Here is a 17,147-nt window from a genome sequence, read left to right as displayed (position 1 = left end):
GGATGCCGGCCTGCCGCTCTACCGCTATGTCGGCGGCGCCTTCGCCTCGCTGCTGCCGGTGCCGATGATGAACATCATCAACGGCGGCGCCCATGCCGACAACCCGATCGACATCCAGGAATTCATGATCATGCCGGTGGGTGCCGAGACCGGCGCCGACGCCATCCGCATGGGCTCCGAGATCTTCCAGTCGCTGAAGAAGAAGCTGAAGGACGCCGGCCACAACACCAACGTCGGCGACGAAGGCGGCTTCGCCCCCAACATCGGCTCCACCGACGAGGCGCTCGGCTTCGTCATGAAGGCCATCGAGGCCGCCGGCTACAAGCCGGGCGACGACGTCATGCTGGCGCTCGACGCCGCCTCGACCGAGTTCTTCAAGAACGGCAAGTACGAGCTGGCCGGCGAGGGCAAGTCGCTGTCGCCGGAGCAGATGGTCGCCTACTGGTCCGATCTGGTCGGCCGCTTCCCGATCATCTCGATCGAGGACGGCATGGCGGAAGACGATTGGGAAGGCTGGAAGGCGCTGACCGACGCCATCGGCAGCAAGGTGCAGCTGGTCGGCGACGATCTGTTCGTCACCAACCCGAAGCGTCTGGCCCAAGGCATCCGCCAAGGCGTCGCCAACTCGATCCTGGTGAAGGTCAACCAGATCGGCACGCTGTCGGAGACGCTGGAAGCGGTGGATATGGCGCACAAGGCCGGCTACACCGCCGTCCTGTCGCACCGCTCCGGCGAGACCGAGGACAGCACCATCGCCGATCTGGCGGTCGCCACCAACTGCGGCCAGATCAAGACCGGCTCGCTGAGCCGTTCGGACCGCCTCGCCAAGTACAACCAGCTGATCCGCATCGAGGAGCAGCTCGGCGTCGCCGCCCGCTTCGCCGGCCGCGGCATCCTGAAGGCTTGATTGCGGTGAATTGAAGAAGCCCCTCTCCGGATTGCCGGAGAGGGGCTTTTTTGTTGGTGGGGTGCGGTCTTCGATTGCCCCCTCCCTAACCCTCCCCCACCTCCGGTGGGAGAGGGGACTGCCGCCGCTTCGCATAAGGCACCCTCTCCCGCGAAGCGGGGGAGGGCTTGGGGTGGGGGCACCCGCCGCCGAACCTCACTCCCCGGCGAGCGCGCCGATCATCTTGCGGACGGCGGTCATCTGGAAGCCGCCCTTGCGGGCGAAATCGTAGCCGGTGTAGCCGAACCAGTCCCAGCAGGCCTTGGGGTTGGAGGACGGCTTGGCGTTGGCGTCGATCTGCGGGTACAGCACGACGATGTTGTTGACGTCGGCCCAGCGGTTGTAGCCGGCATTCACGGCGAAATGATCGCCGATCAGGTTCGACGCCATCTTGCAGCCATGGAAGGCGACATGGATGCGGCAGGTCTGCTTGCCGCCCTCGCATGCTTCCGGAACATAGATGTAGCCGGTCTTGGCCATGCCGCTGCGGCTGGTGTCGCCGACGAAGGGGGCCTGGTTGAACAGCTGCGGCTGGCGGGCCGCGGCGGGAGCATTCGGGATTTTGGCGTCGGCGTAGAAGAAGCGGACGATGGCTCCTGCCTGATCGTATTGGCAGTTGTTGATGTATTCGCTCTTCTCATCCTCTTTCGGGATGAAGTCGCAGGCGGCGCCATAGCCGTCGGTGATGTAGGCATGCGCCGCCTTCGGGAACTTCACATAGGTGAAGTTGGCGTCCGTCACGCCCAGCGCCTTGTAGAACTGCTCGGTGGCGTCGGCGACCGGGCGCTTCACCGTCAGGTCGTTGTCGCCGTTGAACAGGTAGATCTTCGACTGCGCCATGTTGGACAGCGGGTCGATGTCCTTCGACTTCTCGCGGGCCTTGGCGTTGGCGACCAGCGCGTCGACATTCGGCGCGCCCATCGCCACGTCCATGCAGCGCTTCAGCGCCACCACCGCCGGGGCGATGCCGCCTTCCGACACCTCGGCACAGGCATAGGGGCCGCCGGCGACGAGACCGGCCGCCTTGACCAGACCCGAATAGGCGACCTGGAACTGGCCGGCCATGTAGGCGCCGGAGGAAATGCCGGATACCGTGGTCTGCGCCGGATCGATCTTCAGCTTCAGATCGGACAGCTTGATCTGAGCGCTGTTTTGCGCGGCAACGGGAAGCGGCGCGAGAGCGACGAACACCGCCAGCGCCGATTTCAAAATGACTTTATTGGAAATGCTCATTGGAGGGTCACCTTTGCCCTGCAAGGGTTGTCAACATCGCATGGACAGCGGCGATCTGCGCCCCGCCCTTCGTCGCGTAATCCGTCCCCGTCGTGCCGATCCAGTCCCAGCAGGCGATCGGGTCCGCCGAACGGCGGGGCGACAGCTGCGGGTAGAGCACGATCAGATTGTTGTTGGCCGCCCAGCGGTTGAAGCCGGCGCCGGTGGTCACCGCGTCGCCGACCTCCGCCGCGGACTGGCGGCATCCGTGAAAGACGATGTGCACGGCGCAGGCCGATCCCCCCGCACAGGCCGGCGGCACATAGACGTAGCCGGCCGGCGCCAGACCGGTCCGTTCCGGATCGCCGAAAGGCGTCTGGTCGAAGGGACTGGCCGCCGGCAGATCCGGGGCAGGCGGATTCAGGCCGCCATAGATATGCGACAGGATCCGTCCGGCCTGGTCGTAGTCGCCGCAGGCGTTGACGTAGGGGCTGCGGTTGGCGTTGCAGTCGTTGGGCGCGCCCGGTGAGATGAAGCCGTTGCCGGCCTCCAGACCCGCTTCCAGGCGGATCCGGTTCGCCGGAACGCGGGCGGCGCGGTAGAAGGCCTCCGCCTCCTCCACCGCCTTGCGGTTCACCACCATGTCGGCACGTCCGCTGAACAGGTAGACCTGCGCCTCCGGCAGACGGTCGAGCGGATCGATCGCCCCGGCGGCGGCCAGCGGCTGCGCCGCCTCGTACAGCGACTGCCCGCGCGGCCAAAGCGCGTTGCCCTGCATGCAGGACGCAGCCAGCAGCGGATTCTCCGCGGCACAGAGGAAGGGGCCGCCGGCAACCAGGCCGACGCCGGTGATCTCAGCGGAATGGGCGACATGGAACTGGAGCGCCATGAAGGCACCCGCCGCCAGCCCCGACGCCGAGCTCTTCTCGATGACGACCTTGCGCGGCAGGAGCGGGGGCGCCGCTTTGCCCGCCATGGCGCCCGGCCCATCGGCGAAAGCGGCAAGCAACGTCAGCGCCGCAATCCATGCAACCAGGAAATTCCGGGCCTGCCGATTCGATGCCACCTGATACGCCCCATCCGCGGTAATCGATGCGGAAGGTAGCAAGGCAATGACATTTGTCTATCGAAAAGGATCAGATGCCATCCGATGCACGCACATGCAGGACGCTTCACAACCCGAAGGCTTCCGAATGGTGCTCAATGCCTTTCGGTGGGCACGGAAAAGGCCGGCGGAGCCCCCGCCCCGCCGGCCTTCCGTCATCGGTCAACGAATCGGCGGCTTCAGCCGCGCAGATAGGCCAGCACGTTCTCCGGCGAGGATTCGCCGTAGGGATCGCCGTTCTCGCCGTCGTCGTTGATGCCCGGCTCCTCGAACCACTTCTCGACAACGCCGTCCTTGACCACCATGGCGTAGCGCCAGGACCGGAAGCCGAAGCCCAGATGGTCCTTGTCGATCAGCATGCCCATGCGGCGGGTGAAGTGGCCCGATCCGTCGGGGATCAGCTTGACCTTCTTCAGGTTCAGGCTCTTGCCCCACTGGAACATGACGAAGGCGTCGTTGACGCTGAGGCAATAGACCTCGTCGACGCCGAGATCCTTGAACTCGTCGTAAAGCCGTTCGAAGGCCGGGCATTGCTCGTTGGAGCAGGTCGGCGTGAAGGCGCCGGGCAGGGAGAACAGAACGACGCGCTTGCCCTGGAACAGTTCGTCGCTGGCCACGTCCTGCCAGCGGAACGGATTGGGACCGTCCACGCTTTCGTCGCGCACACGGGTCTTGAACACCACCGAGGGGACCTTGCGCCCTTCCATCCTCATCTCCGAATATGGTTTCGACTGTGTCGGCCAATGGGGTGAGCCGCGCCGCATCCGGACCTTCCGGGTCCGACGCCGGCCACGATACCGGCTCCCCCCGCCTCCTCCAACCGGCAATAAGTCATGCACCCACTTCCGGCAAAATGCCGCAAGTCTGACCGTAAGAGCAGCCAAGACAGGGGTAGAGCTGCGCAAAAGTGGTGGCATCCCGTGGCAATCCTGTGACGCCCCCGGATGTTAAGGTCCCATTTACCAAGATCGCGTTCCCTGAGCTCGCCTGCATCCAGTGGGCACTGTGCCGACCGGTGACAATTGGAGGGCTGTTTATGCCTATTTCGACCAAGTCCAACACTACGCAAGGGACCGGCATCGATAAGCCGGAAGCGGCTTTCAACCGCGGCTATTTTACCAGGGTACTTGTTAGTACATTTATCTTCAGCGCCACCATCAATGCTCTGATGCTGGCCATGCCGCTTTATTCGCTTCAGGTGTTCAGCCGGGCCATTCCGTCCGGCAACTACGACACCCTGGTCATGCTGACCCTCATCGTGGTCATCGCGCTTACGCTGAGCGGTGTGCTGGAAATGGTGCGCTCGCGCCTGCTGGCCCGTGCCGGCAACGCGCTGGAGGTGCGGTGGCGCCGCCGGCTGACCGCCGACGCCCTGGACGCCGCCGGCCGCGGCCGTCCGGACAATGGCCCGCTCGCCGACCTGATGGAGCTGAAGGGCGCCTTCGGCCGTCCGTCGCTGCCGGCGCTGATGGACCTTCCCTGGGCTCCGCTCTACGTCATCGGCATCTACGTGATCCATCCGATGCTGGCGCTGGTCCTGGTCGTGTCGATGGCGATCATGGCCGTGATGGGCTGGATCGGCTATGTGGCCGTCAAGGACGTCAACGACGAGAGCAAGCTGCCGGCCGGCCGCGCCCAGAAGCTGTTCGAGGCCCTCGCCTCCCGCTCCGACACCGTGCGCGGCCTGCGCATGGGCGATACCGCCCTGGATGCCGTCAACCGCGACTTCCTGACCGCCAGCGCCCTGCAGAACCAGGGCTACGAGCGCAGCGCCTCCATCGGCGCCGCCACCAAGTGGGTCCGCATGGTCCTGCAGATCGCCGTGACGGGCATCGGCGCCTGGCTGGTGATCGAGCAGCACCTGTCCTTCGGCGGCATGATCGCCACCTCGATGCTGGTCGGCCGCGGCCTCGCCCCGATCGAACAGACCGCCGGCGCCTGGGGCGGGCTGGTCCGCTCCGCACAGGCCGTCCGCCGCCTGCTGCCGCTGCTGAAGCGCCTGTCGCGTGAGCCGGAGCGTCCCGCCGTCCCGGTGGAGAGCGAACGCCTGACGGTGGAGAACCTGCTGTTCGTCTCCCCCCGCGACCAGAAGCCGATCCTGCGCAGCGTCAACCTGTCGATCGAGCCGGGCGAGACCGTCTGCATCGCCGGTCCCAACCGCTCGGGCAAGTCGGTCCTGGCCCGACTGCTGGCCGGTGTCGCCCTCCCGTCGGCGGGAACGGTGCGGCTCGGCGGCCTGTCCGTCGCCACCCTGACCCCCGACGCTCCCGAACACGGCATCGGCTACCTGCCGCAGCAGGTCGATCTCCTGCCCGGCAGCATCGCCGACAACATCGCCCGCTTCACCAGCGCCACCCGCGAACAGGTGGAGGAGGCCGCCAAGGCCGTCGGCATCCACGAGTGGATCGAAAGCCTCCCCATGGGCTACGAGACGGAAGTCAACGACCCGCTGTCCCCGATCACCGGCGCCAGCGCCCGCCTGATCGGCCTTGCCCGCGCCGCCTTCGGCCAGCCGCCGCTGATGGTGCTGGACGAGCCGACCGCCGGCCTGGACGAGCTGGGCATCAAGGCCGTCCGCGCCTTCGTGGCGGCCGCCAAGCAGCGCGGGGCGACCACCATCGTCATGACCCACGCCCCGGTCTTCGTCGACATGTCGGACCACACCTACGTCCTGAAGAACGGCATGGCGATGGAGCTGCCGCGTCCGGAGCAGCAGCAGGCCCAGCCCGGCGCCGTCAACCTCGCCCGCCTTCGCAATCTCGGCCCTCAGGCCGGTCCGTCCGCCGCCACGGCAGGGGCCGCCGGCTGACCGCCGGCACCGCCCCTGAGACCCGAGCATCCGGCCCCTTTTACCCGGCTGGCGACGCCCGACCCGACAGAGCCAAGGAAGTCCCATGACCACGATGACCACCAGTTTCCCCGCCCCGCTCCCCTCCGACACCGGTCCCGAGACCCCCGCCGGCAAGCCTTCGCGCAAGACCGCGACCATCACCTCGATCCATGCGCTGCGGGCGGCGATGCCGGAAACGGGCGTGCGCGGCCTGCTGCTGGGCGGCTTCCTGGTCCTGGCGGTCGGCTTCGGCGGCATGACCGGCTGGGCGGCGGTGGCCCCGCTGCACAGCGCCATCAGCGCCGTGGGCTCGCTGGCCCCGGAAACCGGCCGCAAGGTGGTGAAGAACACCGAGGGCGGCGTGATCAGCGCCATCCTGGTCAAGGAAGGCGACCGGGTCGAGGCTGGGCAGGTCCTGATGCGGCTGGACAGCACCGAGGCGCAGACCCGGCTGGAGATGCTGAACGTCGCCCTGTTCGACACGCTGGCGACCGAGGCGCGCCTGTCCGCCGAGATGTTCGAGAAGCCGGCGATCGAATGGCCGGCCGAGCTGGCCGCCCGCCGCGCCAAGGAGCCGGCGGTCGACAACGCCATGCGGAACCAGGAGAAGCTGTTCCAGGTTCGCCGCAACCAGCTGGAGACCGAGGCCAAGCTGACCCAGGACCGCATCGCCACGCTGGGCGACGAGGTGCGCAGCCTGGAACAGCAGCGCGCCTTCCTGGCCCGTGAGATCAAGCTGTCGGACGAGGACATCCAGATCACCCAGGGCCTGCTGGACCGCGGCAACTCCACCCGCACCAAGCTGGTCGCGGCGCAGAAGGAGAATGCCCAGTTGCACGCCCAGGACCATGCGCTGGAAGCCCGCATGTCCCAGTCGCGCCAGCAGGCGGTCGACGCCCAGGGCGATCTGGTCCGCCGCCGCAGCGACTTCCGCGAGAAGGTGCTGGTCGAGCTGGAAAAGTCCCGCGGCGACGCCCAGAAGCTGGTCGAGCAGATCCGTGACGCCAGGAACCGCCTGGACAACCGCACCATCAAGGCGCCGGATGCCGGCAACGTCGTGATCTACGGCCACCCGGCCGTCGGCGGCTCCATCACCGCCAACGAACCGGTGCTGGACATCGTCCCCGACGACAAGGCCCTGCTGGCCGAGGTCCGCATCCAGCCGAAGGACATCAAGTCGATGGCCGTCGACCTGCCGGTGAAGGTGCAGCTGACCGCCTATGACAGCCGCGTCGTCGGCACCATCGACGGCACCGTGTCCTACGTCTCGGCCGACCGCCTGACCGACAACGCCACCCGCCAGGACTATTATCTGGCCCGCATCCGCCTGAAGGACGCCGATAGCCACGAGGTCGGTCACCTGAAGATCAAGGCCGGCATGCCGGTGGAAGCCCGCATCGTGCTCTCCCCCCGCACCCCGCTGGATTACCTGATCCAGCCGCTGAGCCAGTCCTACGTGAAGGCGTTCATCCAGGAGTGATGGGGTTCTTGGGGGGGAAGGTGCTTTGCCCCCTCCCCGACCCTCCCCCGCTTCGCGGGAGAGGGTGCCTTACGCCCAAGCGGCGGCAGTCCCCTCCACCGCTAGAGGCGGGGGAGGGTTAGGGAGGGGGCACTCGAAGCCGAAACCTCCCCGCACAAAAAAGCCCCCGGCCATCCGGCACGGGGGCTTTTCCTTTACCCGAAACTTCAGCTCCGCCCCGGCCGCAAATCCGGCCGCGGCGGGACCGCCATCGGGGTGGGAAGCGGTTCCGGCACCTGGATCGCCTCCGTCTGCTCCTTTGTGCGGCGAGATGCCGCACGGTCCTGCGCCAGACGGTCCATCGCCTGCTGGCGCTCCGCTTCCGTGGTCAGGTCGGTCGGGCGCGCAGGCACGGTGCCCAGATTGGGATATTCCGTACGTTCACCGCTCATGCCGCGGATGGGCGACGTATTGTCGCTGACCGGCGAGGGCTGGCCGGTGACGGCGCCCAGAAGGCCGGTGTCCAGCGCCCGGTCGCTGCAGGCCGTCAGCCCGAAAACCATTGGCATTACAAAGATCAGGGTGCCGAACACCCGTCCGGTCGCCGCGATGCCCCGACCGCCTTCCTGACTGCCCGTCACCATCATCCTTCCCCGTGTCTGGCCGCGACGCCGCACTTGTGCGACGATCCGTGAAATGAAATGTTCACATCAGCGGTGTATGAGAGGTTCCGGATTTCTCCCGCACCGCACCAGAAGGCCGGACCGCCGCACGCCACCCACAGCGACATGGTGCAGAACGCCCGCTGATAACATCAACCGCAAGCCTGTATAGCCGCCCGTCCGCAAGGCCCAAAGCCCTATCTGGGCCATATGGACCGTGGTGGCCGATACGACGTGACCGACGACGCGACACCCGCCCAAAGAAGAAGGACCGTGCACATGGCCGAGACCAAGGCCCCCCCTCAGGCTTCCACCCCGGCTTCCCCCCAGGTGCCCGACGTCAAGCTGCCCGACCCGGTCGAGATGTCGCGGGCGATGACCCGCATCGCCGAACAGAGCCAGCGGCTGGTTTCCGAATTCCTCGCGCGCCAGGCGTCCGACGGCGCCGGCCCGAAGAGCCCGGATCCGATGGGCGTCGGCCATGCCTTCCTGGAGATGACCACCCGCATGATGGCCGACCCGGCCAAGCTGATGCAGGCGCAGATGTCGCTGTGGCAGGACTACCTGACCCTGTGGCAGCGCACCACCCAGCGCTTCTTCGGGCAGGAGACGCAGCCGGTCATCGCCCCGGCCAAGGACGACCGCCGCTTCAAGGACGCCGCCTGGGACGAGAACACGCTGTTCGACTTCATCAAGCAGTCCTACCTGCTGAGCGCCCGGTGGATGCAGTCGACCGTCAATCAGGTCGAGGGGCTGGACGACCACACGGCCAAGAAGGTCGATTTCTACACCCGCCAGTTCGTCGACGCGATGGCGCCCTCCAACTTCGTCATGACGAATCCGGAGGTCCTGCGCGCCACCATCGAAAGCGGCGGCGAGAATCTGGTCAAGGGGCTGGAGCACCTGCTGAAGGACCTGGAGCGCGGCAAGGGCGAGCTGCGCATCTCCATGACCGACTACGACGCCTTCCAGCTGGGCAAGAACATCGCGGTCACGCCGGGCAAGGTCGTCTTCCAGACCAGCCTGATGCAGCTGATCCAGTACACGCCGACCACGCCGGACGTGAACAAGCGCCCGCTGATGATCGTGCCGCCCTGGATCAACAAGTTCTACATCCTGGACCTGCGCGAGAAGAACAGCTTCATCAAGTGGGCGGTCGACCAGGGCCACACCGTGTTCGTCCTGTCCTGGGTCAACCCGGACGAGACGCTGGCGGCCAAGGGCTTCGAGGACTACATGGTCGAAGGCCCGCTGGCGGCGCTGGACGCCATCCAGAAGGCGACCGGCGAGCGTGACGTCAACGCCATCGGCTATTGCCTGGGCGGCACGCTGCTGGCCTCGACGCTGGCCTACATGGCGGCCAAGAAGGACGACCGCATCAAGTCGGCGACTTTCTTCACCACCATGCTGGACTTCACCGAAGCCGGCGAGCTGTCGGTCTTCATCGACGAGGAGCAGCTGACCTTCATCGAGGGGCAGATGGCCGAACAGGGCTATCTCGACGGCTCCAAGATGGCGACCACCTTCAACATGCTGCGCGCCAACGACCTGATCTGGTCGTTCGTCGTCAACAACTACCTGCTGGGCAAGGATCCGTTCCCGTTCGACCTGCTGTACTGGAACGGCGACAGCACCCGCATGCCGGCGGCGATGCACAGCTTCTACCTGCGCAACATGTACCAGAAGAACATGCTGGCGCAGCCGGGGGCGGTGACGCTGAAGGGCGTTCCGATCGACTTGGGCAAGGTCAAGGTCCCGACGCTGTTCCTTTCGGCGCGCGAGGACCACATCGCCCCGTGGAAGAGCACCTACAGCGGCGCCCAGCTGTTCAGCGGCCCGGTCAAGTTCGTGCTCGGCGCCTCCGGCCACATCGCGGGCGTCGTCAACCCGCCGGCGGCCAACAAGTACTGCTACTGGACCAGCGACAAGCTGGCCAAGACCTCCGACGAGTGGCTGGAGAAGGCGACCCAGACCCCCGGCTCCTGGTGGCCGGAGTGGAACAAGTGGGTCGGCCAGTACGCCGACGGCAAGGTCCCGGCCCGGCAGCCCGGCGACGGCGCCCTCCCCGCCCTGGAAGACGCCCCCGGCTCCTACGTCAAGGTCAAGAACGAGTAGGCCCGACAAACGGGCTCCTAATGATGAAGGCCCCTCTCCCGACCGGAGAGGGGCTTTTTCTTTGTCCGCCGAGCCGGCAGGGCAATCGATTTGACCCGGATCAAAGAGAGGTTTCCGGCAGTTCTGGCATGATCCTCCGACGCTTTCGGCAAGAAGGGATTGAAACGTCCTCACCCGCCGACGAACAGGGGGCCGAAGTCAGCAGGATCCGATACCGGGCAGTTGAGACATGAGCTTGATTTTCTCTCCTGATTCCTTCCTCAGCACGCGGTCGACACAACGGAACATCAGCTCCCATCTTCTTGGGATCGTGGTCACCGCCCTGATTTCGATGGCGCTGATCGCCATCGGTCTCGTCACCTACACCATCTCCGAACAGCGGGAGTTCGCCGAGGCGGAGATGTCGGTGACCGCCCGCGCCCTGTCCGTCGCGCTCGACCAGCAGTTGCTCGTCACCAGGGCGGCACTCGAGAGCATCGGCGCGGCCGTGACCGAAGGCGGCGACCCGGAGCAGCTCCGCCGCATCTCCCGAACCGTCCAGGCGATGCATCCCAACTGGTCGTCCGTGAGCCTGCGCGATGCCGACGGCGCCACGCTGTTCACCACCGCGGCCCCCTCTGGAACCCCGGCGCCGCAGCCGGCCGATGTCTCCACCCAGATCGCCGAGGTGATCGGCAGCGGACATCCCCGGGTCACCGGCCTGATGTACGATCCGGTTTCGAAGACCCCCGTCGCGGCGGTCCTGGTACCGGTTCAGGGCCGGGACGGCCGGCGCTTCGCGCTGGTGGCGGAGGTCGCGGCATCCAAATGGGAAGACCTGCTGCGCAACCAGCAGATCCCTGCGGGCTGGGTGGCGGGCATCGTCGACCGGAACGGCATCGTCATCGCCCGGACCCGCGCCAGTGAGCAGTATATCGGCAAGCCCGTCCGCGACTGGATGAGAGAGGCGATCCAGTCTGCACCCGAAGGACGGTCGGAAGGCCCCGCTCTGGAGGGAGAGCTTCTGTCCCTCGCCTTCTCGCGCTCCGCGGTTTCCGGCTGGACGGTGACCTTCGCGGCACCTGCCGCCTTCTTCGAGGAGCCGCTGCGCCGGTCGCTGTGGACCGGCATGGCGATCTGCGGCCTCGCACTCGGTGCCGCATCGCTGCTGGTCCTGCACTATGCCCGGCGGTTGTCCCGGTCGGTCGTCGGGCTGGCGCGGATGGCGGAAGCGATGCAGACGCCGGGCGCCACCCTGCCGCCGCCGCCGCCCGCCGACATGGAGGAACTGACTTCCGTCTATGACAGCATGAGGCAGGCGACCGACCAGCTGCGCAAAGCGGACGAACAACGGATGACCTCGATGCGCGAACTTCAGCATCGGGTGAAGAACGACCTGCAAGCGATCATGGCCCTGCTCGCGCTGGAAAGCCGGCAGAGCAAGAGCGACGAGACCCAGCGCATCCTGAAGGAGTTGGAAGGCCGCATCGAAGCGCTCCGGCTCGTCCACAGCCGGCTGTACGAAGCCAAGCTGATCGGCCGGATCGAGCTGGGCGGGTATCTGCGCGAGTTGTGCGGAAACTCCGTCGCCCTGTATGGGCGCGGCCATGCCGGGGCCATCCGCTTCGAAGCGGCGGTCGACGAAATCCATGTCGACCACGACACCGCCGTCTCGCTCGGCCTGATCGCCAACGAGTTCATCACCAACAGCGCAAAGCATGCATTCCCCGGCCGGGCCGGGACCATCAGCCTCGACCTTGCCGTGCCCGAACCGGGCGAAGTCCGCCTGCGGCTGTCGGACAACGGGGTCGGGCTGCCGCCGAACCGGACCCGGTCGTCCGGCATGCGGCTGATCTCGATGCTGGCCGGACAGGTAGGGGCGAAGCCGGAATGGGGCGCGGGGGCCGGCACCTCCCTGGGGCTGTCCTTCCGCGTCGAGGAGGAACGGGCGGCGGCGTGACGCGAATCCTCCGCCGCAGGCGTCGCGAGGAGAGGTGCCGGTGGGGGCTCCCGGCGGGGGTTTTCCTGTCCGGGCCAATCCGATAGTGTTACGCACGCGCACGTTAAGGGTTTGTTTGCCCTTTTCACGCCACCTAAGGCCTGCGCACATTCGCACGCCCCGGGGATCCGCCGTCCATGCCTTCCGACGCCCAGACTGGAACGATGGGAACCGCCGCGGCAGCGATGGGCAATGCCGAACCGGTCAAGCTCGCAGAACGCTACGAGATACAGCCCGGCGCGCCGATACCCCTGCTGAATGCCGTCGGCGGCAACGCCTTCACCGCCAAGGCTCTGCGCGAGAAGCGGATCGAGCCCTTCGCGATCATCTGCCACGCCGCGATGCTGCCGCGGATGGACATCTGCTCCACGGTGGGCAGCCTCGACAACGCAACCCACATGCGGCTGCTCGACTGGGGGCTGGTGGACTGGCCGCAGGACCGCGGCCGGCGCTATTGCCTGGTGTTCGAACGGCCGGGCGGCAAGCGGCTGATGGGGTCGCTGACCGACACGCTGGACCCGATGCCGGAAGACCAGCTGACCCGGCAGATCATCCACCCGCTGGTGTCGGCGCTGAAGGAGCTGTCGAGCCGCGGCGTGATCCACGGTGCGATCCGCCCGACCAACCTGTTTTACCGCGATCTCGCGGGTGGCGGGCTGATGCTGGGCGACTGCGTGTCCACGCAGCCCGGCTATGGCCAGCCGGTTCTGCTGGAGACGATCGAGCGCGGCATGGCCAACCCGGCCGGCCGCGGCACCGGCACCATCGCCGACGACCTCTATTCGCTGGGCGTCACCCTGCTGATCCTGGCGCTGGGCCGCAACCCGCTGGCCGGGCTGGACGACGACGCGGTCCTGCAGGCGAAGATGGAGCGGGGATCCTACCCGGCCCTGGTCCAGCAGCTCCGGCTGCCGCTGGCGATCAACGAGGTGGTGCGCGGCCTGCTGGTGGACGATCCGAAGCAGCGCTGGACCCTGAACGACCTGGACCTCTGGGTCGCCGGCCGCCGGCTCAGCCCGAAACAGCCGCAGATCTCCCGCCGCGCCGCCCGGCCGCTGGAATTCCAGGGAGCCGAATACTGGCACTGCCGCACGCTGGCCCGCGCCTTCGCCCGCCACGCCCCAGCCGCCGCAAGCGTCATCGAAAGCGGGGAGCTGGACAAGTGGCTGCGCCGGTCGATGGGCGACGAGGTGCGGGCGGAGGCGGTCGGCAACGCCATCCAGACCGCGTCCAGCGGCAAGGGCGGCAGCCAGGGCGACCGGCTGGTGGCGCGCGTCTGCATCGCGCTGGACCCGACCGCCCCCATCCGCTACCGCGGCCGGGCGATGATGCCGGACGGCATCGCCACCATGCTGGCCGAGGCCTTCATGCGCGGCGAATCCCCCCAGGCGGTGGCGGAGGTGATCGCCAACCAGCTGCCGATGTTCTGGGTCAACGTCCAGACCGACTTCAAGCCGGAATTCGTGCCGCTGGTGCAGACCTTCGACCAACTGCGCGGCTTCCTCGACCGCTCGTCCCACGGGCTGGGGGTGGAGCGCGTGCTGTACGAGATGAACCCGACCATGCCCTGCATGAGCGCCCTGGTCGCCAAGCAGCTGCCGACGACGCCGGCCGAACTGCTGCGGGCGCTGGACTGGATCGCCGCCGGGGGCGAGCGGCACAAGGACCCCATCGACCGGCAGGTCGCCGCCTTCCTCGGCGCCCGCAACAAGCGCGGCGACGAGCTGCTGTTCACCCAGCTCGGCAGCGGGGTGGAGCCGATGCGGCGCGTCATCGCCATGCTGACCATCCTGTCCGACATCCAGGCCCGCACCGGGGTGGACGGGCTGACGCATCTGGCTTCCTGGGTGGTGGCGCTGCTCGACCCCGCCTTCCGCCGCTTCCACAACCGGCCCCAGCAGCAGGAGGTGCGCAAGATGGCCGACGCCGCCGCGCACAACGGCCGGCTGACCGAACTGCTGAAGGTGGTCGACGACCCCGAGGCGCTGCGGCGCGACCGGCTGGAATTCGAAGCGGCGCAGATCGCCTATCGCGAGGCGGATGCGGAGATGGACAAGATCCGCCACACCATCGCCGACCGCAACGCCATCATCGAGACGTCGGGCCGGCAGGTCGCCGCCATCGTGTCCAGCCTGCTGTCGACCGTGCTGGTCGCCGGCATCATCCTGCTCTTCGCCTTCTGACCGGACATTGTGGGGATCGCCATGGCGCGCAAGAAAAAGAAGAAGGGCGGCGCCCTCACGCTGATCCTGCTGATCATCCCGGCGGCGCTGATCGTGCTGCCGACCACCATCCTGTTCGGGGTGGGGATGATCCCGACCATCGTCGCCTATGTCGTCGACCGCGATCCCGACAAATCGGCGCCGATCACCGTCGGCGGGCTGAATTTCTGCGGCTGCATGCCCTTCGCCATCGATTTGTGGAAGCACCAGCACACCATCGGCGCCGCCGCGAAGATCTTCGCCGACCCGCTGGCCTGGCTGGTGATGTACAGCGCCGCCGCCGTCGGCTGGGGGCTCTATTACGGCATCCCGCCGCTGGTCGCCGGCATGGAGGTCACCCGCGCCGAAAAGCGGGTGGAGGTGCTGAAGCAGAAGAAGGTGGCGCTGGTCCAGGAATGGGGACCGGACGTCGCCGGCGATTACTTCGACGAGTCCGGCGGCATGGAGCCGGGCGCCGAAATGGAAGGCGCGTGAAGGAACCCGCCCCCTGCGACAGGCCCTGCTTGCAACCGGGGCCGGCGGCAGGGCATGATCGGCGGTACGGACCGCTTGGTCGGCCGAGGGGTCGGGATGTTCAGCGTCAGCCAGGATGAAGCCGCCGCCATTCAGAAGGCGTTTCACGAAAGCGGCGAATGGGCGGCGGTCGTCGAGTTGCGGCGGCATTTCCCCATTCAGGACAATGTGAACGCCCTGAACGCCGTACGGGCTATCGTACGGTGGGCCCGGCCGCCGCATGCGGCTCCCGCCGATACGCCCGTCTGACCGGGATCAGCCGACGCTGGCCGCCACCGCCCGCGCCACTTCGGCGTGGATGGAATCGTGCTGCTTGAAGTCCTTCGCCGTCTGGGTCAGGTAGCTGGCGACCAGCAGCGGCGCGCGGTTCTCCGGCCAGAGGATGGCGATGTCGTTGGCGGTGCCGTTGGTGCCGGTCCCGGTCTTGTCGCCGACACGCCAGCCGGCCGGCAGCCCGGCGCGCAGCCGCTTGTCGCCGGTCTTGTTGGCGATCATCCAATCGGCCAGCTGCCGGCGGGAGTCCGGGCGCAGCACCTCGCCGACCAGCAGCCGTTCCATGCTGCGCACCATGGCGGCCGGCGTGGTGGTGTCACGCGGATCGCCGGGAATGGCGGTGTTCAGCGTCGGTTCGTTGCGGTCCAGGCGGGTGGTCTTGTCGCCGATTCCCCGCAGGAAGGCGGTGAGGCCGGCCGGGTTGCCGACGCCCGGCAGCAACAGGTTGGCCGCCACATTGTCGCTGAGCGTCATCGTCGCTTCACACAGTTCCGCCACCGTCGGCGGCGTGCCGTTCAGCCGGGTTTCCGCGAAGGGCGCATAGGGCACCAGATCGGCCGATGTCACCGGAATCCGGCGGTCCAGCCGCTCCTTGCCCTGGTCCACCGCCTTCAGCACGGCGGCAGCCAATAGAAATTTGAAGGTGCTGCACATCGGGAACCGCTCGTCCACGCGCCAGCCCTGCAACCGGCCCGTTCCGGTGTCGAGCATCGCGACGCCCAACCGTCCGCCGGTCCGTCCCTCCAGCGCCGACAGGCGCTCTGCCAGCCCATCGGCCGCGGAGTCCTTGACTTTCGCCGCCTGCGCCGCAGTTGCAGCAAACAGCAGCGCCCCGCCCGTCGCCACCAGGAAACCCCGTCTTCCGATCATTGCGACCTCCATCCTTGCCGTTGCGATGGCCGGACGATAGAAAGCCGGCGCCACGCGAACAAACGAGGTTTCCTCGCGGAAGCCAAAAATAAAACTAATGGCGGAAGAGCTTTCCCGGTCCGCCGCCGCCGTGGCACCCTATGGACCGCCAGCGATGGGCGAAGGGAGCAGGCGGATGCCGTTGCGTCAGGACATGGAGACCGGCCGGTTCGAGGCGCGGGCCGAGGATGGCACCGTCCATTCGGTCGTGGAGGTCACCAGCTACATCCAGATGGTCACTTTCCGCGGCCCGGCCGGCTGGGTGCCGGAAGGGAAGAGCTATCGCCTGGACGGCGGCGAGGTGGTGGAGGAGACGGCAGACGGCGGGCTCCGCATCGCCGCGACGGGGCTGGCGCTTCGGCGGATCGGCTGAGGACCGGCGTTTCTGTTTCACGCATGCTCTCAACGGCCGTAGGACGGAAGCCACCAACATGGCCCGGTGCTGACAGCCAATCAAGCTCGCTAATTTTCTTCATTCCGCCAGTCAAGAGAAGCGCCTTCCGGCGTACGTCATGAACTATACCTTGGATGTAGCTAAACTACATTCTAGAGCTTCGAGCTTTCTCAACACTGTTGCTTCTGTCGTGTAAGTGGTCGCGCCATCGGATGATCCAGATCAATCATTCCGACAAGTGGTATGACCACTCTTGCGAACCGATCAGGGAGGATGTAGGTTTCCTACATACCGCAGGGAACCGCGACATCGCAGGTTCCGGGCCCGTTTGCCGGCCGCATGGCGACACCCGACGGGAGACGCCCGATCATGGTTACGACTGTCAAATCCCTCTCCGACCTGAACGCCCTGATATCCCGGGTGAAGGCTGCGCAAGCGCGCTTTGCCGACTACCCGCAGGAGAAGGTCGACCTGATCTTCCGCAGCGCGGCGCTGGCCGCCGCCGACGCCCGCATCCCGCTCGCCAAGA

14 protein-coding genes are annotated in these 17,147 nt (G+C 67.0%); 9 read left to right on the top strand and 5 right to left on the bottom strand.

Going from position 1 to position 17,147, the window contains the following annotated elements; genetic code table 11:
• Positions 1-907: phosphopyruvate hydratase (gene eno, locus VD964_RS14865; protein WP_324869337.1), on the top strand; the 907-nt coding region annotated here is incomplete at its 5' end.
• A gap of 195 nt (positions 908-1,102) precedes the next feature.
• Here eno and VD964_RS14860 read toward each other — a convergent pair.
• The 3 genes from VD964_RS14860 to VD964_RS14850 all read right to left on the bottom strand — a co-directional run bounded on the left by VD964_RS14860 (position 1,103) and on the right by VD964_RS14850 (position 3,970).
• Complete coding sequence (locus VD964_RS14860; RefSeq protein WP_324869336.1) at positions 1,103-2,179, bottom strand: PHB depolymerase family esterase; 1,077 nt, start codon at positions 2,177-2,179, stop codon at positions 1,103-1,105.
• A gap of 7 nt (positions 2,180-2,186) precedes the next feature.
• On the bottom strand, positions 2,187-3,224 hold the full coding sequence (locus VD964_RS14855; protein WP_324869335.1) for a PHB depolymerase family esterase: 1,038 nt from the start codon (positions 3,222-3,224) through the stop codon (positions 2,187-2,189).
• A 218-nt stretch (positions 3,225-3,442) separates the two neighbouring features.
• Positions 3,443-3,970, bottom strand: a complete 528-nt coding sequence (locus tag VD964_RS14850; RefSeq protein WP_324869334.1) for a peroxiredoxin — start codon at positions 3,968-3,970, stop codon at positions 3,443-3,445.
• Positions 3,971-4,299: 329 nt separating this feature from the next.
• Between VD964_RS14850 and VD964_RS14845 the strand changes: the two genes are divergently transcribed.
• Together VD964_RS14845 and VD964_RS14840 are read left to right on the top strand one after the other, a co-directional pair.
• Positions 4,300-6,072, top strand: a complete 1,773-nt coding sequence (locus tag VD964_RS14845) for a type I secretion system permease/ATPase (RefSeq protein WP_324869333.1) — start codon at positions 4,300-4,302, stop codon at positions 6,070-6,072.
• 85 nt (positions 6,073-6,157) lie between these two features.
• Positions 6,158-7,573: an HlyD family type I secretion periplasmic adaptor subunit gene (locus VD964_RS14840; protein WP_324869332.1), complete on the top strand. Its 1,416-nt coding sequence runs from the start codon at positions 6,158-6,160 to the stop codon at positions 7,571-7,573.
• 206 nt (positions 7,574-7,779) lie between these two features.
• Here the strand turns inward: VD964_RS14840 and VD964_RS14835 are convergent, their stop codons facing one another.
• Entirely contained in the window at positions 7,780-8,199 is a 420-nt protein-coding gene (locus tag VD964_RS14835; protein ID WP_324869331.1) for a hypothetical protein, read from the bottom strand.
• 294 nt (positions 8,200-8,493) lie between these two features.
• Between VD964_RS14835 and VD964_RS14830 the strand changes: the two genes are divergently transcribed.
• From VD964_RS14830 to VD964_RS14810, 5 genes are all read left to right on the top strand, one after another.
• Positions 8,494-10,329: a class I poly(R)-hydroxyalkanoic acid synthase gene (locus VD964_RS14830; protein WP_324869330.1), complete on the top strand. Its 1,836-nt coding sequence runs from the start codon at positions 8,494-8,496 to the stop codon at positions 10,327-10,329.
• A 310-nt stretch (positions 10,330-10,639) separates the two neighbouring features.
• A complete protein-coding gene (locus VD964_RS14825; protein ID WP_324869329.1) occupies positions 10,640-12,268 on the top strand; it encodes a sensor histidine kinase in 1,629 nt (542 codons plus the stop codon).
• Positions 12,269-12,444: 176 nt separating this feature from the next.
• Positions 12,445-14,490: a serine/threonine protein kinase gene (locus VD964_RS14820; RefSeq protein ID WP_324869328.1), complete on the top strand. Its 2,046-nt coding sequence runs from the start codon at positions 12,445-12,447 to the stop codon at positions 14,488-14,490.
• 21 nt (positions 14,491-14,511) lie between these two features.
• Complete coding sequence (locus VD964_RS14815) at positions 14,512-15,003, top strand: hypothetical protein (protein ID WP_324869327.1); 492 nt, start codon at positions 14,512-14,514, stop codon at positions 15,001-15,003.
• A gap of 96 nt (positions 15,004-15,099) precedes the next feature.
• Positions 15,100-15,291 carry a hypothetical protein gene (locus VD964_RS14810; protein WP_324869326.1) on the top strand — a complete coding sequence of 64 codons (192 nt, stop codon included), beginning with the start codon at positions 15,100-15,102 and terminating at the stop codon, positions 15,289-15,291.
• Between the two features lie 6 nt (positions 15,292-15,297).
• Here VD964_RS14810 and bla read toward each other — a convergent pair whose 3' ends face one another.
• The gene (gene bla, locus VD964_RS14805; RefSeq protein ID WP_324869325.1) at positions 15,298-16,185 is read right to left on the bottom strand and encodes a class A beta-lactamase; all 888 of its coding nucleotides are present in this window, start codon (positions 16,183-16,185) and stop codon (positions 15,298-15,300) included.
• A 175-nt stretch (positions 16,186-16,360) separates the two neighbouring features.
• Here bla and VD964_RS14800 point away from each other — a divergent pair, with 175 nt between their 5' ends.
• Positions 16,361-16,597 carry a hypothetical protein gene (locus VD964_RS14800; RefSeq protein WP_324869324.1) on the top strand — a complete coding sequence of 79 codons (237 nt, stop codon included), beginning with the start codon at positions 16,361-16,363 and terminating at the stop codon, positions 16,595-16,597.
• Positions 16,598-17,147: the final 550 nt, after the last annotated feature.

Source organism: Azospirillum sp. (assembly GCF_035628975.1).
Lineage (GTDB): Bacteria > Pseudomonadota > Alphaproteobacteria > Azospirillales > Azospirillaceae > Azospirillum.
Note: the sequence above shows the minus strand (reverse complement) of the source record. Positions and strands in the feature narration are given on the sequence as shown.